The organism is Sphingobacterium sp. LZ11T8 (genome assembly GCF_024261425.1).
Classification (GTDB): domain Bacteria; phylum Bacteroidota; class Bacteroidia; order Sphingobacteriales; family Sphingobacteriaceae; genus Sphingobacterium.
Map to the genome: position 1 here is coordinate 251,668 of NZ_JANBZY010000007.1, position 21,617 is coordinate 273,284.

Annotated in this window: 19 protein-coding genes and 1 riboswitch; of the genes, 13 read left to right on the plus strand and 6 right to left on the minus strand. The window is 41.9% G+C overall.

Annotation, left to right across the window (positions count from 1 at the left end; translation table 11 throughout):
- Positions 1 to 39: 39 nt before the first annotated feature.
- The gene (locus tag NLF99_RS16680; protein WP_254529633.1) at positions 40 to 426 is read right to left on the minus strand and encodes a hypothetical protein; all 387 of its coding nucleotides are present in this window, start codon (positions 424 to 426) and stop codon (positions 40 to 42) included.
- A gap of 126 nt (positions 427 to 552) precedes the next feature.
- Here NLF99_RS16680 and NLF99_RS16685 point away from each other — a divergent pair, with 126 nt between their 5' ends.
- The 3 genes from NLF99_RS16685 (at position 553) to metE (ending at position 5,887) form a co-directional block, all read left to right on the plus strand.
- Complete coding sequence (locus NLF99_RS16685) at positions 553 to 2,424, plus strand: sensor histidine kinase KdpD (protein WP_185213298.1); 1,872 nt, start codon at positions 553 to 555, stop codon at positions 2,422 to 2,424.
- Between the two features lie 18 nt (positions 2,425 to 2,442).
- Positions 2,443 to 3,132 carry a response regulator transcription factor gene (locus NLF99_RS16690; protein WP_254529634.1) on the plus strand — a complete coding sequence of 230 codons (690 nt, stop codon included), beginning with the start codon at positions 2,443 to 2,445 and terminating at the stop codon, positions 3,130 to 3,132.
- 271 nt (positions 3,133 to 3,403) lie between these two features.
- Positions 3,404 to 3,502, plus strand: a riboswitch (SAM riboswitch).
- Between the two features lie 75 nt (positions 3,503 to 3,577).
- Entirely contained in the window at positions 3,578 to 5,887 is a 2,310-nt protein-coding gene (metE, locus tag NLF99_RS16695; RefSeq protein ID WP_254529636.1) for a 5-methyltetrahydropteroyltriglutamate--homocysteine S-methyltransferase, read from the plus strand.
- Positions 5,888 to 5,952: 65 nt separating this feature from the next.
- Here the strand turns inward: metE and NLF99_RS16700 are convergent, their stop codons facing one another.
- Positions 5,953 to 7,344 carry an APC family permease gene (locus tag NLF99_RS16700; protein ID WP_254529638.1) on the minus strand — a complete coding sequence of 464 codons (1,392 nt, stop codon included), beginning with the start codon at positions 7,342 to 7,344 and terminating at the stop codon, positions 5,953 to 5,955.
- 130 nt (positions 7,345 to 7,474) lie between these two features.
- A complete protein-coding gene (locus NLF99_RS19755; RefSeq protein ID WP_302328342.1) occupies positions 7,475 to 7,606 on the minus strand; it encodes a hypothetical protein in 132 nt (43 codons plus the stop codon).
- A 587-nt stretch (positions 7,607 to 8,193) separates the two neighbouring features.
- On the opposite strand from NLF99_RS19755, the gene NLF99_RS16705 reads away from it, so the two are divergent.
- From NLF99_RS16705 to NLF99_RS16720, 4 genes are all read left to right on the plus strand, one after another.
- Positions 8,194 to 8,376, plus strand: a complete 183-nt coding sequence (locus NLF99_RS16705) for a hypothetical protein (protein WP_093100438.1) — start codon at positions 8,194 to 8,196, stop codon at positions 8,374 to 8,376.
- 65 nt (positions 8,377 to 8,441) lie between these two features.
- On the plus strand, positions 8,442 to 8,966 hold the full coding sequence (locus tag NLF99_RS16710) for a DUF4833 domain-containing protein (RefSeq protein ID WP_185217645.1): 525 nt from the start codon (positions 8,442 to 8,444) through the stop codon (positions 8,964 to 8,966).
- Between the two features lie 118 nt (positions 8,967 to 9,084).
- Positions 9,085 to 10,248 (plus strand): alpha-hydroxy acid oxidase, encoded by a 1,164-nt coding sequence (locus tag NLF99_RS16715; protein ID WP_254529640.1) that lies wholly within the window; start codon positions 9,085 to 9,087, stop codon positions 10,246 to 10,248.
- A 146-nt stretch (positions 10,249 to 10,394) separates the two neighbouring features.
- On the plus strand, positions 10,395 to 12,419 hold the full coding sequence (locus tag NLF99_RS16720) for an alpha-galactosidase (RefSeq protein WP_254529642.1): 2,025 nt from the start codon (positions 10,395 to 10,397) through the stop codon (positions 12,417 to 12,419).
- A 32-nt stretch (positions 12,420 to 12,451) separates the two neighbouring features.
- Here NLF99_RS16720 and NLF99_RS16725 read toward each other — a convergent pair whose 3' ends face one another.
- Both NLF99_RS16725 and uvrB read right to left on the minus strand, forming a co-directional pair.
- Entirely contained in the window at positions 12,452 to 12,886 is a 435-nt protein-coding gene (locus NLF99_RS16725; protein WP_254529644.1) for a hypothetical protein, read from the minus strand.
- 53 nt (positions 12,887 to 12,939) lie between these two features.
- Positions 12,940 to 14,973, minus strand: a complete 2,034-nt coding sequence (gene uvrB, locus NLF99_RS16730; protein WP_185213291.1) for an excinuclease ABC subunit UvrB — start codon at positions 14,971 to 14,973, stop codon at positions 12,940 to 12,942.
- Between the two features lie 117 nt (positions 14,974 to 15,090).
- On the opposite strand from uvrB, the gene upp reads away from it, so the two are divergent.
- From upp to NLF99_RS16750, 4 genes are all read left to right on the plus strand, one after another.
- On the plus strand, positions 15,091 to 15,735 hold the full coding sequence (gene upp, locus NLF99_RS16735; RefSeq protein WP_185213290.1) for a uracil phosphoribosyltransferase: 645 nt from the start codon (positions 15,091 to 15,093) through the stop codon (positions 15,733 to 15,735).
- Between the two features lie 102 nt (positions 15,736 to 15,837).
- Positions 15,838 to 16,311 carry a ribonuclease H-like YkuK family protein gene (locus NLF99_RS16740; protein WP_185213289.1) on the plus strand — a complete coding sequence of 158 codons (474 nt, stop codon included), beginning with the start codon at positions 15,838 to 15,840 and terminating at the stop codon, positions 16,309 to 16,311.
- Positions 16,312 to 16,699: 388 nt separating this feature from the next.
- Complete coding sequence (gene pnuC / locus NLF99_RS16745) at positions 16,700 to 17,302, plus strand: nicotinamide riboside transporter PnuC (RefSeq protein WP_254529646.1); 603 nt, start codon at positions 16,700 to 16,702, stop codon at positions 17,300 to 17,302.
- Positions 17,303 to 17,314: 12 nt separating this feature from the next.
- Entirely contained in the window at positions 17,315 to 17,854 is a 540-nt protein-coding gene (locus tag NLF99_RS16750) for an AAA family ATPase (protein WP_254529648.1), read from the plus strand.
- Positions 17,855 to 17,949: 95 nt separating this feature from the next.
- Here the strand turns inward: NLF99_RS16750 and ahcY are convergent, their stop codons facing one another.
- Complete coding sequence (gene ahcY, locus NLF99_RS16755; RefSeq protein ID WP_254529650.1) at positions 17,950 to 19,266, minus strand: adenosylhomocysteinase; 1,317 nt, start codon at positions 19,264 to 19,266, stop codon at positions 17,950 to 17,952.
- A 162-nt stretch (positions 19,267 to 19,428) separates the two neighbouring features.
- Here ahcY and NLF99_RS16760 point away from each other — a divergent pair, with 162 nt between their 5' ends.
- Together NLF99_RS16760 and NLF99_RS16765 are read left to right on the plus strand one after the other, a co-directional pair.
- Positions 19,429 to 19,839, plus strand: coding sequence for a BrxA/BrxB family bacilliredoxin (locus NLF99_RS16760; RefSeq protein ID WP_185213285.1), 411 nt, complete (start codon positions 19,429 to 19,431; stop codon positions 19,837 to 19,839).
- A gap of 204 nt (positions 19,840 to 20,043) precedes the next feature.
- A complete protein-coding gene (locus NLF99_RS16765; protein WP_254529652.1) occupies positions 20,044 to 21,615 on the plus strand; it encodes an amidohydrolase in 1,572 nt (523 codons plus the stop codon).
- The last annotated feature ends 2 nt before the right edge of the window (positions 21,616 to 21,617 follow it).

The following is a 21,617-nucleotide window of genomic DNA, read 5'->3' on the forward strand; positions in this document are numbered from 1 at the left end:
TCTCAATGAGGCTCTTTTTTTGTATCGTCTATTTTCAAGCTATCTCTTGATTATTGGCGACTTGACGGTCGCTGAATCCTGTTTGACAATCATGGAATGCTCGTCCAGCTTCTTTGTCCCCGGCATTTTCACCGACCCCTCACCTGACAGTTTTTTCTCCAAGATTACGGTATCATCATGATCCTTCAGCACATCATGTGGAGTAACCATAAAGCCCTGTCTATTACCCTTATAGGCATTTGGAATCTCTACCGATTTATTCATGGAATCCAACAAGGGGATCTTGAACTGCTTTAAACTATCCTTGGGATTAAGGTCAACCTTAAAATCTAATGGTTTCTTTTTTTGAATATTTTGATTATTTTGAGCAGAAGAAGGAATTGCCCAAATCAGGAATAAGAAGGAAATCAAGATGAAATTTTTCATAATCAGTATCTTAAGTCATTATTCTATAACAAAAGAAATCCTATTCTGCTAAAAAAGCTAAAAACTTGCTGTTAAATTGTGTTAAATGAGAAAATTAGCTGTTTTCCCTTATTACTTTTGTAACAAATGAAAAAAAGAAGTATTGCATTGATTATTTGGCTTATGTCCATCGCGCTGATCGGCGTAATGGCAATGCAGTATTATTTTGTGCGGGAATCCTTCATCAAGGAGTCCAAACTTTTTGATGAGGAAGTCAAGGCATCCCTTTCTGCCGTGGCCAATAAGATCGAGCGTCAGGAAATCTATGATTTCGCAAGGGAACAAGAACGACTTAACCAAGAGAAGTTCAGGATTGACCAGGAACGCATCCAAAAGAACGAAAAGATCCTTGCCTTGCAGGTGCAATACCAGGACAGCATCAAAACCTTGCAGAGAAGGGCTTTTGCCCATACCACCAGGTTCAACTTTCTGGAAAGAGAACTGAACCAACAGTTCCCGGCGGTACCCATCAGCAATGATTTCTATGAAACGTACCTAAAGAGAAAAGAATACAAGCACCTAGTGCGAATCACCTTGGAACAGGGCCTAACCTCCGACAATACCATTGGAGAGTTCACCAATGTGGAGGCCATCAAGGTCGTTCCTAGGATTGCGCAGAAGGACGATAGTACCCGATACCTGATCCCCGTATTCAACCCACCTTCCACCGAAGCGATTGCTTACCAGATCAGGACCCTACCCCCTCGTTATGATTCCAAGACCCTGTCAAAGATCGAGGAACTCGAGATTAAGCTCAATAACCTGAGAGGACAGCGATTATCAGAGGCCGCAACACTATATGACACCATTGCCATGTTAGGAGGCAAGAAAAGCTCTGTAATCGCCGATGTAGCCATGGGTATGGAATTATCCAAAAGACCTTTGGCCGAACGTATCAACGGGAAGAAAACCGTCAATCTATTGATCCACGAACTCCGTGAAAGAGGAATAAAATCCTCCTTCGTCATGGAGATCAAGGATTTCAATAAGATGCCCGTTTTCCAAGGAGTCTATCAATTCAACAATGAGCAACTCAAGGAAGTCAATAATCCTTTGATCTATACCGCTAGACTATTCCAAGGAGACCGTGGCAATGCTCCTGGCGAGCTCAGCATACATTTCCCTAACAAGGGCGGAATTATTGCCGAGACCATGGGCTATTGGCTATTTCCGACCATCCTAGCCTTATTGGCGCTGTTGATCGGATGTTTTGCCTATACGTTGAGCATCATCTTCAAGCAGAAGAAGATGTCGGAGATGAAAACCGACTTCATCAACAACATGACCCACGAGTTCAAGACACCGGTAGCCACCATCATGATCGCTAGTGAATCCTTACGTGACCCTGAGATTTCCGCCGATGGCAAGCGTGTCAACAAATTGGCAAACATTATCTACGATGAGAATGTCCGTTTAGGCTCGCATATCGAACGCGTCCTGAACATTGCCCGTCTGGAGAAAGAAAACCTAAAGATCGAGCGCACCAATGTGCACATCAACTCCTTGGCCAACGCAGTCTTGGAGAGCATGCGACTACAGATGGACAAGGCAGAAGGCACCTTGAATATTGACATTTCAGCAGGCAATGATTTAGTGGTTGGCGATGAACTTCACCTTTCCAATGTGATGTTCAACCTGGTCGACAATGCAATTAAATACTCTCAAGAAAAACCAGAAATCACTTTTAAGACTTTTAATAGAGGGAACAGTATCGTAATATCCGTTGCAGACAAGGGAATGGGAATGACCAAGGACCAACAGGAAAAGATATTTGACCAGTTCTATCGCATACCTACGGGAAATATCCACAACGTGAAAGGCTTCGGTCTAGGGCTAAGCTATGTTAACGATATCATCAAAAGACTGAACGGAAAAATCTCCGTAAAAAGCGAAAAAGATAAAGGCACACAATTTGAAGTAACTCTTCCTTTAAAGGACGCATCCAAGGAAGTAGCATAACATAAGAAAGAGAAAAGTATGAATCAAAAGATATTATTAGCAGAAGATGATCCTAATTTGGGCGAATTACTGAAGGATTATCTTGAATTAAAAGGAAAATTTGACGTTGTGCTCTGTACAGATGGTCAAGAAGGAATGGATGCCTTCCGAAAGGAAGAATTCGACCTTTGCATCCTGGATGTCATGATGCCCAAAAAAGATGGCTTCTCCCTTGGAAAGGATATCCGCAAGATCAATCAGACGGTCCCTATCATCTATGCTACTGCAAAAGGCATGATGGAGGACAAAACCCAGGCCTTCGAACTAGGTGGTGACGACTATATCACCAAGCCTTTCCGTGTTGAAGAACTTTTATTGAGAATAAATGCGCTATTAAAGAGAGCTTCCAAGGACAAAGAAGAAGAAATATCAGACAAGTTTGAGATCGGCGATTATTTCTTCGATTACACCAGTCAGATTATCTCCTACAAAGGTCAACAACAGAAACTGTCTACCAAGGAGGCCGAGTTGCTTCGTTTGCTTTGCTTAAAGAAAAACGATGTCCTGACCCGCGAAGAAGCCCTGATCAAAATATGGCATGACGACAATTACTTTACCGGCCGAAGCATGGACGTATTCCTAAGTAAACTGAGGAAATACCTCAAAGAAGATCCAAACGTGGAAATCGTCAATGTGCATGGTAAAGGATATAAATTGTTGGTTAGCTAAGGATGGATGTGAGATATGAGATGTGAGATGTGAGTGTCCATCCCTAAATAGGGTTGACCGTTTTTATACATATCCAAAATCAAAATATATAAAGGGGCAAAAGTATTTTTGCCCCTTTTTTGATAGAATTATATCCAGCTACTTTTAAACCACGATTTCTCTCATACTCAATGAACTAAAATATAGAAAACCCTCGCTTTCTCATATCCCAAATCTCACATCTAAAATCTTTTTCCTTGGAAAATAAAAATCTTATCCATAACTTAGCCGACGCTTATAGAGAAAGGCAGAGGGACTAGACCCGATGAAGCCTTAGCAACCTGTCTCTTGACAAGGTGCTACATTCTACCCCGATTGGGAAAGATAAGCTGGTTACAGGAATCCTAGGTAGCCTTCTCTTAGCAAAAAGACTTATTGGAATTTATTTAATTTAGTAGAGAACTATATGCTATTAACAAACAATTTAGGCTACCCACGTGTGGGTGCTTTCCGTGAACTGAAGAAAGCTAACGAAGCTTACTGGGCAAAGAAAATCAGCGCGGAAGAATTATTGCAGGCTGGACTTAAAATCCGTGAAAGCAATTGGAAGACTCAAAAAGATGCAGGTATCGAATTGATCCCATCGAATGATTTCTCATTCTATGACCAAGTCCTAGACTTATCTTTAACTGTTGGAGCTATTCCCGCTCGTTACAACTCCCTTTTGAACAAAATCGATCGCCAATATAACCTAGACTTATATTTTGCGATGGCTCGTGGTTTCCAAGAAGGTGGCGTTGATGTAACTGCCATGGAAATGACCAAGTGGTTTGATACAAACTACCACTATATCGTTCCTGAATTCGTGAAAGATCAAGAATTCAAACTGACTTCAGAAAAATTCCTAAGTGAATACAATGAAGCAAAACAATCAGGTATCGAAACTAAACCTGTCCTGATTGGCCCTATCACTTACCTATTGTTAGGTAAAGAAAAAGAAGCTGATTTTAACCGTATCGATCTAATCGACAGATTACTTCCAGTATACGAAGAGATCTTGGCTAAACTTGCTGATGCTGGCGCTAAATACGTGCAGATCGATGAGCCTTTCTTGGCTTTAGATATCGATGATGCTACCAAAGCTCTTTACGGAAAAGTATTCGAAAAGTTAGCTGCAGCTGCCAAAGGCATCAAATTAATCGTTGCTACATACTTCGAGGCATTAGGAAACAACGAAGACATTGCTGTTAACCTTCCTGTGCATGCGTTACACCTAGACTTAGTTCGTGGTGAAAACCAACTTGACACGATATTATCCAAAGTTCCTGCTTCCCTAACCCTTTCATTAGGTGTTGTTGAAGGCCGTAACATTTGGAAAAACGACTACGAAAACTCATTGAAAAAAATCAAACAAGCTGTTGATGCTTTAGGAAAAGACCGTGTTTGGATCGCTCCTTCTTCATCTTTATTGCATGTTCCTTTTGATTTGGACAATGAGAACAATGAAGAGTCCCTACCTGCTGAGGTTAAAAACTGGTTAGCATTCGCTAAACAAAAATTAGCTGAGGTAAAAGACCTTGCAGTATTGGCTGAAGGTGAAGTTGATGCTGAAACACAAAAACGTTTCGAAGCAAACAAAGAAGCTGCTGAGAGCCGCCGTACTTCTCCATTAATCCACAGACCAGAGGTTAAAAACCGCGTCAGCAACATCACTGATGAAGATGCTAAGCGTACTTCTACTTTCAACGCTCGTAAAGAAGCGCAACAAGCGAAGTTCAATCTTCCAGGATTCGCAACCACTACAATCGGTTCATTCCCACAAACTAAGGATGTTCGTAAATGGAGAGCTGACTTGAAAAAAGGTGCCATCTCTCAAGAAGAATACGATAAAGAAATCGCTGCTGAAACAGAAAGAACAATCCGTTTACAGGAAGATTTAGATATCGATGTATTGGTACACGGTGAATTCGAACGTAATGACATGGTGGAATACTTCGGTGAGCAATTAGCTGGATATGCATTCACACAAAACGGGTGGGTTCAATCTTACGGTTCTCGTTGTGTTAAACCTCCAATTATTTTTGGTGATGTTTACCGTCCTGAAGACATGACTGTTCGTTGGTCTGCTTATGCGCAGTCTTTGACCAACCGTCCTGTAAAAGGAATGTTGACTGGTCCTGTAACCATCTTACAATGGTCATTCGTACGTAACGACCAACCTCGTTCTACAACTACATACCAAATCGCTTTGGCAATCTTGGACGAAGTTCAGGCATTGGAAAAAGCAGGTATCAAGATCATCCAAATTGATGAGCCAGCTATCCGTGAAGGACTTCCTCTACGCAAAGCTGATCAGCAGGAATACTTAGACTGGGCTGTACGTGCATTCCGCGTTTCTTCATCCAATGTTGATGACGATACACAAATCCACACGCACATGTGCTATTCTGAGTTCAACGATATTATCCAAGATATCGCTGCCATGGATGCTGACGTAATCACCATCGAGACTTCTCGTTCTCAAATGGAACTGTTAGATGCTTTCGCAGACTTCAAATATCCTAACGATATTGGTCCAGGTGTATATGATATCCACTCTCCACGTGTTCCTAGCACAGAAGAGATGGTTAACTTATTACGCAAAGCAAAAGCAGTAGTTCCTGCAGAGCAATTATGGGTAAACCCTGACTGTGGTCTGAAGACTCGTGCTTGGCCAGAAACTAAAGCTGCCTTAGAATCTATGGTAGAAGCTGCCAAAATCCTAAGAGCTGAATAAGAAACATTAGTAATTTAAAATAAGATAAAGGCCGAGCAATTTTTGTTCGGCCTTTTACTTATCATTTATTTTAATACAGGTTTCTTTCGATTGGCAAAATAATAGATCGGCACTCCCATCAGGATCAATATAAACCCAGGCCAGGTGTACTGTGGTTTATACAAGATCAAAAGCACACAGAAAGCTGTTCCGATCAAGAGATAGACCAATGGAGGGATAGGATATAAGAATGTTTTATAGGGTCTTTCCAGATCAGGTCTCTTCCAGCGCTGATACATCATCGCCAGGACCGTGATCATATAGAAAATCACGATCACAAAGGACACCATGTCCAATAGGTTCCCATACTGCCCGCTCAAACACAATAGCGAAGCCCAGATTCCCTGAAACCAGAGTGACTTTTCCGGAACATCATTCTTGTTGTTTGGAATGGCCTGCTTCAGGAAAAGGCCATCCTTGGCCATGCTCTGAAAAACCCTTGCTCCTGAAAGCACAATTCCATTCACGCAGCCAAAGGTTGAGATCATCACCAATATGGCCATGATAATGGTCCCTGCGCTTCCCAATAACTTTTCAGCAGCAGCTATCGCAACTCGATCATTCGCGGCAAAGGCAATTTCTTCTCGATTTAAAGTGGCTAAATAAACATAATTGGCAAACAGGTAGAGGATCATCACCAAGCTGGTTCCGATCACCATGGCTATCACCACAGTCTTCTTCGCATTCTTGATCTCCCCCGCCACGAAGGTTACATTTTCCCAGGCCACACTACTGAAAACCGAACCTACCATGGCCGCAGCAATTCCACCAAGCAACACATTACCTGAAATCTCTTTCCAGCTTGAATGGTCAAGATTCTGCGAAGCAGACCAACCGAAGCTCATGTTCCCTGAAAACTGATTGCTCTCGATCAATAGAAGCCCGCCAACGATCAGGGCCAATAAGGCAATGACCTTGGAAGAGGTGAAGACGGATTGGACAATCTTGCCACTCCGCACCCCCTTACTGTTGATAAAAGTTAACAACAGTATGATTCCAATGGCAAGGATCTGCATCCAGGTGATCATAAAGGTGCCATTCTGGTAAATGGGAGCTGCATCATTCAGCTGTGGAAAGAGGTAGCCGGCAAATTTGCCAAAAGCAACCGCAACAGCGGCAATGGTTCCTGTCTGGATCACGGCAAATAAGCTCCATCCATACAGAAAGCCAGTCATTTTCCCAAAGACTTCAGTCAGGTAGGTATATTGTCCACCAGCTTTAGGGTACATCGAAGAAAGTTCACCATAACAGATTGCGGCAGCAATGGTCGCAACCGCAGTAATCAGCCATATATCAATCAGCCAATAGCCCGACCCTAACTGTCGCATCATATCCGATGAAACAATAAAGATCCCACTTCCAATCATAGAACCCATGACAATCATAATGGAGTCCCATAAATTGAGTTTTTTATTCATAATTGGTTATTATATTCACCAAACGTACAAATAATTATTATGTTAATAATTTTCTTATTTCATAAAATTGTTGTTACCACATTTATTAGCGTAAATGAGACATCTCACACAGTATCAGCGTATCATGCCGTTACCCGAAGAAGAAAGGTTCTCGGAACATAGCATAGCTTTCCTGTAAATAAACCGGTATTGGCGTACAGTTCGTCAATCTTCGATTGACGATGACAGAGCCTTTTGCTGGAGTACCGAACAGATTCTTCACGAATTGTTCAGAATCAGAAGTTTTCTGAGAGGGATTCAGAGTGAAACGAAGAATCTATTACTGTTTTTTTTAATGGATTGTTATCATTGCGAAATCGTAAGATGAGCAATCTATTTTCTTTCCACAGAAAGATTCATTGAAAAATATTTCACCCACGCTGTGGGTTCTCTTTGTAGACAAACATTATCCTTCCGAAGGAAGCCCTTTAGCCACCGGCTCATTTCCAATGGCGGAAAAATGGAAAGAATGCCGTTGCCCTGTGCGATGGGATTGCTAAAATAAATCTGCCCTTCTAGGGCAGTATAGCTCAAAAATAATCCTTTACCCCTGTCAACCTGAGGCACGAAGGTTCTCGGAACCAGACAAATAATCTTGGCGAACGGTTCCTGCACCTTCGGTCCAGGATGACACGCATGGGTATAAGAAAACCATACAGATTCCTCACTATACGTTCAGAATCAAAATGCGCTATAGAAGGCTTCAAAAGTAACGAAGAGAATCATTTCACCTTTATGGCAATTCCCACTGTAGACCTCCATATCAAACATTATCATTTTGAAATTGTTTAATAAACTAAACACAGAACTATGAATAGATATATTGGATTTTTGGCACTTGCACTGACAACATCATTGTTCAGCAGCTGTTCGTTAATTGAAGGAATTTTTAAAGCAGGGATGTGGTGGGGAATCATCTTAGTGATTGGCGCCGTTGTCCTCGTAATATGGTTGATTTCCAAGCTGTTTGGGGGACGCGGGGGAACAAATTAAACTTTAACTAAAATTTCATTATCACTTAATGCGAATATCAGTAACTTCCCATCAAAATAAATAAGATGAATAGATTCATTTTGAGCTTACTGATATTCGTTACTACTCACTATGCACAAGCCCAAGAAGGCTACCCTACTCCAACCAACAAAGAAAACCTGCTCTTCTATATCCAACACAATCGAGGTAAGAACACCTTTATCTACGACCTGAATAAGAATGGATCAAATAAAGTGGACGAAGATGAACCAATCCGGGTCTATCGCCAAATATTTGATAAGTCCGGAGAAATAAGACCCCTTACCGGTATTCAGAAAAACTTTGCCTATGGCATCGAAGCCAAGCCTATTGACGCCCATACCTACGAAGCAACCATTGTATCGCTTCCCAGTCAGAAATTTTACCTGACCGTTCCAACAAAAGGCAAAGCCTACGTTGTGACTACCGTCAATGGGCTAAAAATAAAAGTAAACAGGATTTTCATTAGACAAAAAGATGGCACATCTGGCTTAACAACCAAGGTCGATTACATTCTTTTTTACGGAACTTCCAAAAACAAAGAGGTCGTAGAGAAACTCCTGATCGACTAAAAGTCCCATTTTTAAAATATTTTAAATAGCTATTTCTGGTTCCCACCGCATAGCACAGGATGGATATTTCAATTTTTTAACCGTAATTTCGTGGGCACCACCTAAATCTTAAATAAAAATGAGTGTAAAAATCAAGTATCCCTATAACCCAGGGTATCCTTCTGTAGCTGACTTGAAGAAAAGAGCGAAATGGCGCATTCCAAAATTTGCATTTGATTACCTGGAAGGCGGATGTAATGAAGAGCTCAATTTGGCCAGAAATGAGAATGATTTTGATGATATTCTTTTAAAGCCGCAATACCTCCATGTTTCCGGAGATATCGATATGTCCGTTGAACTCTTCGGAAAAACCTATTCCGCACCTTTTGGGATTTCCCCCATCGGTTTGCAGGGTCTGATGTGGCCTAATGCACCTGAAATATTGGCTAAGGCAGCAGCAAAGAACAATGTTCCCTATATCCTGAGTACGGTATCGACCTCAAGCATTGAAAGAATTGCCGAAGTTTCCAATGGCGAAGCCTGGTTCCAGCTCTATCACCCTACCGAAGATCGCCTTCGTGACGATATATTAAATAGGCTTAAAGCCGTGGAATGTCCAGTGCTGGTGGTATTGGTCGATGTACCATCCTTTGGCCTTCGCTATCGCGAAATCAAGAGCGGACTGTCCATGCCTCCCAAAATGAATATCAGCAATATATTCCAGGCCATGATCTGTCCTGAATGGGGAATCAAGACCCTACAGCACGGCATCCCAAATTTTGCAACCCTACAACCCTATATGGAAAAAGGTCTTGACCTATCCCAACTGGGGCAATTCATGAACAAGACCTTTACAGGTAAAGTAAACATCCAAAAGGTAAAGGCCATCCGTGATCTATGGCCAGGTCCACTGCTGTTGAAGGGCATCACAACCCAAGAAGATATGGAAGCTGCAATTTCCATCGGAGTCGATGGCGTAATTGTTTCCAATCATGGCGGTAGACAGATTGATGCCGGTGAATCTTCTATCCATTCCTTGATCCGCTTGACACAAAATACCAGCTATGGCAGCAAGGTTACGATCATGTTGGATGGAGGTATCCGATCAGGTGTAGACCTTGGACGCGCCTATGCAGTGGGATCTGACTTCAATTTTATGGGAAGACCATTCATGTATGGAGTGGGTGCCTTAGGCGATGAAGGTGGAGACCATACCATTAACATGTTTAAAGCGCAACTTTATCAAGTCATGCAACAATTAAGTATTGAAAATATAAAACAGTTCCCTTCAAGATTATTGTAACTCGATAATTTCTTGTAAAAAATAGGCTATAAACTCTTTTATAGCCTATTTTTTTGTACCCAGCCCCATTTGTTCCCGTTTTTTTGATGTACATTGGACAACTTTATGAAGCAACCTATTCATGAAAACCGTACAACCTAATCAAGATGTTATTTAAATTTTCGAACCTATTCTGGCTAATATGCCTTCTTTGCTTGCCATTCCAAACCCTTCAAGCTCAAATTGAAGTCAAACTCAACAACAATCAAGAATTTCGATACGACCTCAAAAAAGGTAGTTTTTCCTTGTTAGAAAACAAGAAACTGGTATTTGAAAATGCCATATCCAGCTACCAATTAAAAAGCGGCGCTGTTCAAGATGTTTCCTCATCAAATCCCAGGGCCTTAAAACAAAAGTTTAAAGACAATGCAGGCTCAGGAATCTGCTATTCCATTGAGCATCTCTCCAAAAATGGAACAAAAGCCATCCAAAACTTCTATTTCTATGAGGGAAGTCCTTTTTTCGTTATGGAGCTCGTCTTGAAAGGCAGGAACATCAGCTCAAATGCATTATCGCCTTTCCAACTAAAAGGACAATCCCTTCTATCTGGAAAAAACTTGAGTTCTGTCTTTGTCCCTTTCGACAACGATACATTTATCGAATACAAGCAGCAAGATTTTGCATCCGAACCGTATGAAAGCTCTGAGTTAGGGATTCTATATGACAATAATGACCAATCCGGATTCCTGACCGCATCTTTGGACCAATCAACCTGGAAAACGGGGATCTTGGCGAAGCAAGATCAACAGCAAACAGACCTTGAAGTCAAAAATGGCTTTGTCAAGGCAAGTGTTACCCGCGATTCCATGGAGCACGGTTATCTTTCCGGGAATGAAATCCGTTCCTCCAAAATCCTGATCTCTTATTCCAAAAATTGGCAAGACGGTCTGGATGAATTTGCAAAATTCCAAAGAAAACTTTTTCCTCCCAACATCAAGGCATGGACAGCAGGCACTCCAATAGGTTGGAACAGCTGGGGCGTGATCCAAACCAAGCTTTCCTGGGAAAATGCGACCGCAACGGTGGATTATTTCAAGGACAGACTCCCAAAATTCAGAAATGAAAACGGAAATGCCTATATCGACCTAGATTCTTTCTGGGACAATATGGTACCGGGAGGAATGACAGGTGATTACAGTAAATTAAAGGAATTTGCCGATTACTGTAAAGCTTCAGGATTGGAACCTGGGGTGTATTGGGCTCCATTTACTGATTGGGGGCATGGTTCTGGACCTGATCGAAAAGCCGAGGGATCGGACTATACCTTCGGAGAGATGTGGACCAAGACCAGTGCCGGATTCCATGACCTTGACGGTGGCAGGGCATTGGACCCTACCCATCCCGGCACGCAGGCCAGAATGAAATACATCCTCGGGAAACTAAAGGAATGTGGGTTCAAGATGATCAAAATAGACTTCCTTTCCCATGCTGCTATAGAATCAAGTAAATTCTACAATCCAAATGTCAAAACCGGAATGCAAGCCTATGCGATTGGGATGACTTACCTGAATGAGCTGTTAGATAATCAAATGCTGATCTATGCAGCCATATCCCCTTCCCTTGCCACTTATAGGTATGCCCACATGCGTAGGATAGCTTGCGATGCTTGGAAAACGATCGATCAAACAGCCTATACCCTAAACGCCATAACCTTTGGCTTCTGGCAGACCTACCTCTATGATTATATCGATGCTGACCACTTGGTGTTTACAGGCGAATCCCATGATGTCAATATAGCAAGGTTCCTTTCAGGAGTTGTCGCTGGACCATTGATCTTAGGTGATGATTTCTCCCAGGTCGAAGAGTGGCATAACAGCATGGAACCCATTCTTCAGAACCCAGAAATCCTGAACATCATAAAAAATGGAAAAAGCTTTAGACCTCTTCCAATCATGCAGGATAATAGAACCAGCAATGTCTATTTGAAACGCGAAGGAAACAAAGCTTATTTGATTGCAATCAACTTCAAGGAAGCTCATGCCCATTTTGAAATTGACCTGAAAAGTTTAGGTCTGACTGGAAACTACAAGATGCAGGACCTGATCAATACCCAGGAAAGTAAGGTTGCTTCAAAGCTGGAAATAGAATTTGAAAGCATTGGAGGCAGGATCTTTAAACTGGAAAAGGAATAATTGATGGAATCAACAAGCAGTGATTCTCGTTGTTATTCCCTTTGCCTATCCATATATCTTTTAATCAACGAAAGCAGATCGGAATAGCCTTTTTCAGACTTAATCATTCCTTTATCTTCATAAGTAGTAATTAAATCTCTTGTAGTTCCTTCCTGCATATAGATCTGCAAGGTAATTCTACAATCAGTTTCATTGACGGAATTCAATAGCACATTAATGGCTAGTTTATAATCACTTCTAAAGAGGTTATTGGTCCTCGAGAGAAATCCTAATTGTATAAAACCCTCTGCACGGTCTAACTTCTTGATGAAATAATCATTCTCAAGCGCAAATTGCTTGAGATGATCAAAGGTCTGGTCTTGGGTAAAACCAACTATATCTATTGATTTATTTATTTCTTGTCCATTAACCTGGAAGGATAGGAAAAAAAATAACGCTAAAATAAGGCTGTGCTGGATCGCTTTCATAATGGAGGCTTTTGTGTTTAGACCTCCAAAAATTCTACAGGTTTAAAACAAAATTATTTTGCTCCAAATTTCTCTTCGTAGGTTTTCTCCAGAGAGAACATTTCGTCCCGAAGTTTTGCAGCTTCCAAGAATTCCATTTCCTTGGCAGCTTTCTCCATACGTTTTCTCACAGTTTCTATCGCCTTCTTCATTTCCTTTTCACTCATATATTCGATCAAAGGATCAGCCGCAACGGAGGCACCTGCTTCCGGCTCAACATAAAACTTAGGTTCGCCTTTAAAGTCAGCCACTGAAGTTTGTTCCAGGATCTCCTCTTTGGTCTTCCCTACTGTCCTAGGTGTTATGCCATGCTCCAGGTTATAGGCAATCTGCTTATCCCTTCTGCGATTGGTTTCATCGATTGTCACACGCATACTATCTGTCATCTTATCGGCATACATGATCACACGTCCCTTGTCGTTACGAGCTGCGCGACCGATGGTCTGGATCAAGGATCTTTCCGAACGCAAGAAGCCTTCCTTATCCGCATCCAGGATGGCCACTAAGGTCACCTCTGGTAAGTCAAGTCCTTCCCTCAATAGATTGACCCCTACCAATACATCAAACTCGCCCAGACGCAGTCCCCTCAAGATCTCGACCCTTTCCAAAGTCTTTACCTCTGAGTGTATATACCGAACCTTGATATTTAATCGGGTCATGTATTTGGTCAGCTCCTCAGCCATACGTTTGGTCAAGGTCGTAGCCAAAATCCTTCCACCCTCTTTTATCGTTTTATCAACCTGTTCCAAGAAATCGTCCACCTGATTCACCGCCGGTCTGACTTCCACAACCGGATCTAACAGTCCAGTCGGACGGATCACCTGCTCCACCACCACACCTTCGGTCTGTTGCAGTTCATAATCTCCAGGAGTCGCTGAAACATAGATGGTCTGATTGGTTAAAGACTCAAATTCCGGAAAGTTCAAAGGACGGTTATCCAATGCTGCTGGCAAGCGGAAACCATGCTCAACCAAGGAAATCTTCCTGGATCGGTCACCACCATACATTGCCCGCAATTGCGGTATGGTCACATGGCTCTCATCGATCACCAACAGATAATCATCAGGGAAATAATCCAACAGGCAGAACGGTCGCATGCCCGGATCCCGGCCGTCAAAGAAACGGGAATAATTCTCGATTCCCGAGCAATAGCCCAACTCACGCATCATCTCCAAGTCGTAGTTCACCCGTTCTTCCAACCTTTTAGCTTCCAGCATTTTTCCTTCTTCCTCCAATTGGGTTTTCCGAGCTACCAATTCATCCTGAATCGACCAGATGGACTGGGTAAATTTATCCTTTGGCGTCACGAAAAGATTCGCTGGAAATAAAGCCAGGCTTTCATGTTTTTCCAAAGTCCTTCCCGAAACCGGATCGATTTCACTCAACTCATCAATCTCATCTCCAAAGAAGGAAACACGATAGGCTACATCCAAATATGCAGGGTAAACATCTATGGTATCGCCCTTTACGCGAAATGTTCCACGTTTAAATTCAGCAGTAGTCCGTGCGTACAGGATCTCGACCAACTTATGCAGGAATGCATTCCTACTGATGGTAGTCCCTACGCCGAAACGGAATATAGACCTGGAAAAGTCTTCCGGATTACCCATACCATAAATACAGGAAACCGATGAAACCACGATAACATCACGTCTTCCAGACATCAGGGCCGAAGTCGTTGCCAATCGCAGCTTTTCAATCTCCTCATTGATAGCCAGATCTTTCTCGATATACGTGTTCGTATGGGCAATAAAAGCCTCGGGTTGATAGTAGTCATAATAGGACACAAAATAATTCACCGCATTGTTCGGGAAGAATTGCTTGAATTCTCCGTACAGCTGCGCCGCAAGGGTCTTGTTATGGCTCAATATCAAGGTGGGCTTCTGGGTTTGCTGGATTACATTCGCTACAGTAAATGTCTTCCCCGAACCTGTAACCCCCAAAAGGGTCTGATAGGTTTCGCCCTGATCCACGCCACTCACCAATTCTTTGATTGCTCCAGGTTGGTCACCTGTTGGTCTATACTCTGATGTTAACTCAAATTTCATAGAATGCCTTTCGTACACCTAAGTTATCAAATTTTATTCCCTTTATAGTTATCTGCCCTGCAAACAAACGAATCCGAAAAATTATTGTTATTTTGGTAGCTAACAAGACTTTTTGTCATGGTCACTATCTTAACGAAACAAAACAGCATTGCAAACCATTTCTTAGCAGAACTAAGGGATGTAGGGGTTCAAACAGACAGGATGCGATTCAGAAGGAATCTGGAACGCTTAGGCGAGGTAATGGCCTATGAAATCTCCAAAACCTTCGAATACAAATATTCAGAAGTGGAAACTCCACTTGGCGTGGCCAATACCCATCTCATGAGCATTCAACCGGTCATCGCAACGATAATCCGTGCAGGTTTACCTTTTCACCAAGGCTTGTTGAATTATTTCGACAATGCAGACTCTGCTTTTATAGCTGCCTATAGGCATACCAAGAAAAGCGGTGAGTTTGAGATCCACAAGAAGTATCAGAACACCCCTAACCTAGATGGTAAGATCGTTATTATGGCCGATCCCATGCTAGCCACCGGCCGCAGTCTAGTCTTATGCTGCAAGGACCTCATGAATGATTATGACATCAAGGAACTGCATATCGCCACGGTCATCGCTTCTGAAGAAGGGTTACAGCATGTTCAGGCATTCTTGCCCGAAGTACAGATCTGGGTAGGTGCTGTGGACAATGAACTGACGAGCAAGTCTTATATCGTTCCGGGGTTAGGCGACGCTGGAGACTTGGCTTTTGGCAACAAAGAATAGAAAAAGCGCTTTAAATTAAACAAATACTTAGCAATTTATTAACATATAACAATTAGATAATGAATCACATATCCGTAAATTTAATAAACAAATTTTCATACTATGGAATGGCAAAAATACAACGGAGAGACAATAAAACTTCCTTTATGGTCCGCAGTTGAGGAGACCATTGTAAGGGAGAAAAATGCTGGCAACAAACTCAAGGTCTACATTGGCACTGACTCCCAAGTCAAAAGAGGAACGGTCGAGTTTGCAACAGTCGTTGTCTTCCTCAGAGAACACCGAGGTGGTTTTATGTTCATCAGAAAAGACAAGAAAAGTCACAACATGACCATCAAAGAAAGAATGCTTTTAGAAGTTCAGCATTCGATTGAAACCGCATACGAACTTTGCCCCCTCTTGGATCAATACCAAATCGATCTAGAAGTCCACGCCGACATCAATACAAATCCAAATTTCCAATCCAATACTGCACTGAAGGAAGCCATGGGCTACATCCTAGGAATGGGTTTTATTTTTAAGGCTAAACCAGAATCTTTCGCCAGCACGAATTGCGCCAATAAATTGGTTCAATAAGCCTGAACAGAGATCCCTTCTTAACCGAGTCACCTCTTTAATTACTCCCCGTAATTGAAGGATGCATAACTTACCCCCACAATTTTGATCTAAATCCTAGGTCAGTAAAAATCTTCTCCCCTAATTTTTCTGAAAACCTTGTAGATTATTTTAGGTAACCTTTTAAGAAATCTTGCGGTTTCACCTTGACCTCATTCGAGACACATTCGGAAATTCCGAATTGGCTATAATTTTTTCAGAATGATTCTCGAATGATTCTCGAACATGCCTCGAATAAGACCCCTACTATTGGACCATATGCTGTCCTGAAATGGGAAATTTTTCTGACCATAATTTTTAATAATGGATTAGAATGGGCACTTTTATTGAAAATATCTAGAAAAAGAGCATGCAGGACTTCCTACAGCAATTATATGAGCAGTTTCTGCTGACTTCTCCCCTGGAATGGTTGGCAACGATTACCGGTTTCCTGTGTGTTTATCTTGCCGCCAAGCAAAATATCTGGAATTGGCCTATCAGTATTGTTTCCGTCCTGACCTATTTATTTATCTTCTATCATAACAAGCTGTATGGCGACTCTATTCTGCAGATTTATTTTTTAGGGACAGCAATTTACGGGTGGTACTATTGGAATAAAAGGGCCCATTCTGAAGAGCGTCCGATCAGTTCCTTCAACAGCAAACAGATGCTTTTGACCATTGTCGTGATTGTGGTGCTTTCGGGGATATTGGGCTTGCTCTTAGACCGTTTTACCGACACCGATGTGCCTTATGCAGATGGATTCTGTACAGCAACCAGTTTTGTTGCGCAGTTTCTGATGACGAGAAAGGTGCTTCAGAATTGGCTTTTGTGGGTTTTTGTGGACATCTGCTATATACCCTTATATTTCCACAAGGACCTGCTCTTGACAGCTGTGCTCTATTTGGCTTTTGCCATTATTGCTTGGAATGGCTACCGGGATTGGAAGAAAACCTATCAAAATTTTCAGTAATATTGCCTTTCTATGGAAATTGAAAGAGTGCATCCCAGGAAGATTGCAGTGGTCGGTCCGGAATCAACAGGCAAATCCACCATGGCAAATTACCTTGCCAAAGAGTTAGGAACGGTCTGTGTCCCCGAATATGCTCGATATTATTGCAAAAACCTGAACAATCAATATACCTTACAGGATGAAACCAACATGTTCTACGGACAGATTGCACTGGAAGAAGCATTGACCGCATCTGCAAGCCATGGACTCTTGGTCTGTGATACCACGATATTGACGGTTAAGATTTGGTCTGATCATCTTTTTGGCTATACTCCAGAGGAAGTAACTGAAGAAATCAGATCAAGGAAGTATGACCTCTATCTCCTGATGGATATAGACCTACCATGGGAAGATGATCCATTACGGGATTTCCCTACCGAAAGAGCACACTTTATGAAAGTTTGGAAAGAGGAACTAAATGCCCTCCAGGCTGAATACGAAATCATTTCCGGTCTAGAAGAGGCCAGACTACAAAACGGATTAAATGCCGTAAAAAAGCAATTAAATCTATAAACAAGAAAGCCGAGGGATATCCCTCGGCTTTCTTGTTTATAGATTAAGCAATCAGCAAAGTCTAAATACTAACTACTAATTACTAAATACTCATATTAATAACGGTATGCTTCTGGCTTATAAGGGCCTTCAACAGTTACACCGATATATTCAGCTTGTTCAGGAGTCAATTCATCCAATTCAACACCGATATGGGCAAGGTGCAGACGAGCAACTTTTTCATCAAGGTGTTTAGGTAGGGTGTACACTTCTTTTTTGTATTGGTCAGTATTGGTCCATAGTTCCAATTGAGCCAATGTTTGGTTGGTGAAAGAGTTTGACATCACGAAAGATGGATGACCCGTAGCACAACCTAGGTTTACCAAACGGCCTTCAGCTAAGAGAATGATATCTTTGCCATCGATTGTATATTTATCAACCTGCGGTTTGATTTCTACTTTAGAGCTGCCGTGGTTTTGGTTTAACCAAGCCACATCGATTTCATTGTCGAAGTGACCGATATTACAAACTACAGTTTTATCTTTCATTGCCTTGAAATGCTCAGGGCGGATGATGTCTTTGTTACCGGTCGTAGTTACCACGATATTAGCTTCTTTGATGGCATCTTCCATTTTCTTCACCTCATAACCTTCCATTGCCGCCTGCAAAGCACAGATTGGGTCAATTTCAGTTACCAATACACGCACACCTGCAGAACGCAATGATTCAGCAGAACCTTTACCTACATCACCATAGCCGGCAACTACCGCAACTTTACCTGCCAACATCAAATCGGTAGCACGGCGAATGGCATCAACCAATGATTCACGACATCCGTACTTGTTATCAAATTTAGATTTGGTCACGGAGTCATTAACATTGATCGCTGGTAGATGTAAGGTACCGTTTTTCATACGTTCGTATAGACGGTGCACACCTGTAGTGGTTTCTTCAGAAAGACCTTTGATGCCATCGATCAATTCAGGGAACTGGTCGAATACCATATTGGTCAAGTCACCACCATCATCCAAGATCATGTTCAATGGTTGACGATCTTCTCCAAAAAACAAGGTTTGTTCTATACACCAGTTAAATTCCTCTTCATTCATGCCTTTCCAAGCATAAACAGGGATACCAGCAGCAGCGATAGCAGCAGCAGCATGATCTTGAGTAGAGAAGATATTACAAGAAGACCAAGATACATCCGCACCTAGTTCAACTAAGGTTTCAATCAATACAGCAGTTTGAATAGTCATGTGCAAACAGCCAGCGATTCTTGCGCCTTTTAAAGGTTTGGTTGCACCAAATTCCTTACGTAAGGACATTAATCCTGGCATTTCCGCTTCTGCTAATTCTATTTCTTTACGGCCCCACTCTGCTAAAGAGATGTCTTTTACTTTGTAAGGTACGTAGGTAGTTTCTAATGATGACATAGTTTTCCTTTTTGATTTTAGAACCACAAAATTACTTGATAGTCAAATCAATTCAAAACATTGCTGCATTATTCACTGTAAAATTGACATTTTCTTGAGGATAACGGCTTGACTATGGTATCATTTAAGACTATATTTGCATAAATCATTAAGAATTAGAATATGTATCCAGAATATTTAGTAGCTCCAATGCGTCAAGAATTAGTTGATGCTGGATTTCAAGAATTAAAGTCAGCATCTGAGGTTGACTCTGCAATTCCTTCTGAAGGAACTGTATTCGTAGTAGTAAACTCGGTTTGTGGTTGTGCTGCTGCCAATGCGCGTCCAGCTGCAAAAGCTGCCGTTAAAAACGAAAAACACCCTGACAAATTGGTTACTGTATTTGCCGGAATGGAAAAAGAAGCAGTAGACAAAGCACGTCAGTATATGTTACCTTACCCTCCATCTTCTCCAGCAATGGCATTGTTCAAAGATGGTAAGTTGGTGCATATGATAGAAAGACATATGATTGAAGGCAGACCTGCTCAAATGATTGCTGACAACTTAGTTGCAGCTTTCGACGAGTACTGCTAACATTCATTGTATTTTGATTTTTGAATATCGAAAAAGCTTCTTTTAACCTTAAAAGAAGCTTTTTCTTATTCAGGGCAATTTCAGCTTTTTCTTAGTACATTTGTCTTAAATCATCTTAACGAAACGATGAATCTTAAAACCAACCTTATATTTCTATTTCTGATTAGCTTGTTCATAAGCTGTACCACCAATAAACAGATTGACTTGATAGTTTATAATGCGAAAGTGTACACGGTAGACTCTCTTTTTTCTACAGTGGAAGCCTTTGCCGTAAACAATGGCGTCATTGTCGAGCTGGGGGATTCACAAGATTTACTGAACAAATATGATGCAAAGGAGAAACTGGATGTGGAAGGCAAGTTTATCTATCCTGGGTTTTATGATGCCCATGCGCACTTCTTTATGTTAGCAGAAGGCATGGATGAGGTAAACTTGGTGGGTTCAAAGTCTTTTGATGAGGTATTAGAAAGGTTAAAAGCTTATGCTAGCGCCAATCCAGACAAAAAATGGATCATTGGTAATGGTTGGGACCAGAACCTATGGGAGGTAAAAGATTTCCCGACCAAGGATTCCTTGGATAAATATTTCCCGAATATTCCAATCTATTTGACAAGGGTGGATTATCATGCTGCGCTGGCAAATACCAGTGCATTGCAAAAAGCATCCCTAGACAGCGCTTATTTTGTTGAAGGTGGCGTTATATCGGTCAACGAGGAAGGATTACCTGACGGCATCCTGATCGACAATGCCATGCAGTTGGTTCAGAGCCACATTCCTAAACAACAAAATTCAGCTTTGCTGAAGATTTTGAGAAGAGCTCAAGATTCACTGCTTTCGGTAGGTCTGACCAGTATCGTCGATGCCGGATTAACCAAAGAACAGATTGAATCCCTGAAGATATTCTATAATGAGGATTCATTGGCCATCAGGGATTATGCCATGGTGCTTGCGAATGAACAAAGTGTAAAGGACTATTTGAGGTCCGGAACATTCGAGTCGGACCGATTGACGGTTCGTTCCTTTAAGTTAATGGCAGATGGAGCCTTGGGTTCTCGTGGTGCATGTTTATTACACCCGTACCATGACGCACCAACCAATGGATTCCTATTGCAAAGCCCTGAAGAATTTGACAAGGTCATCAAAAGGTTGGCCAACAGCAATTTCCAGGTAAATACCCATGCTATCGGTGATTCTGCCAATAGGATTATCTTGGACACTTATGGCAAATACCTGAAAGATGGCAAAAAACGTCGTTGGAGGATAGAGCATGCACAGATCATTGCCCCTAATGATTTTGATAAATTCAAGGAATTCCAGATCATCCCATCGGTTCAACCGACCCATGCTACTTCGGATATGTACTGGGCCGAAAATCGCATCGGACCGGACCGTATCAAAGGTGCGTATGCTTATAAGAAGCTCTTGGAAGAATATGGTTTATTGGCATTGGGCAGTGATTTCCCCGTGGAACATTACAATCCCCTATATGGTTTCCACGCTGCTGTAGCACGAGTGGACAAGGTAGGGTACCCTGAGGGTGGTTTCCAAATGGAAAATGCCATTACAAGAGAACAGGCCTTGCGAGGCATGACCATTTGGGCGGCATATTCTTGCTTCCAGGAAAAGAAACGCGGGAGTATAGAAAAAGGTAAAGATGCGGATTTCGTGATCTTGGAAGACGATATCATGACTGCTCCCAATGAGAAATTGAGGGATGTCAAAACCCTGAGAACCGTTATAGCTGGGCAGACCGAATATATAAGGTCTAATAAGTAAAC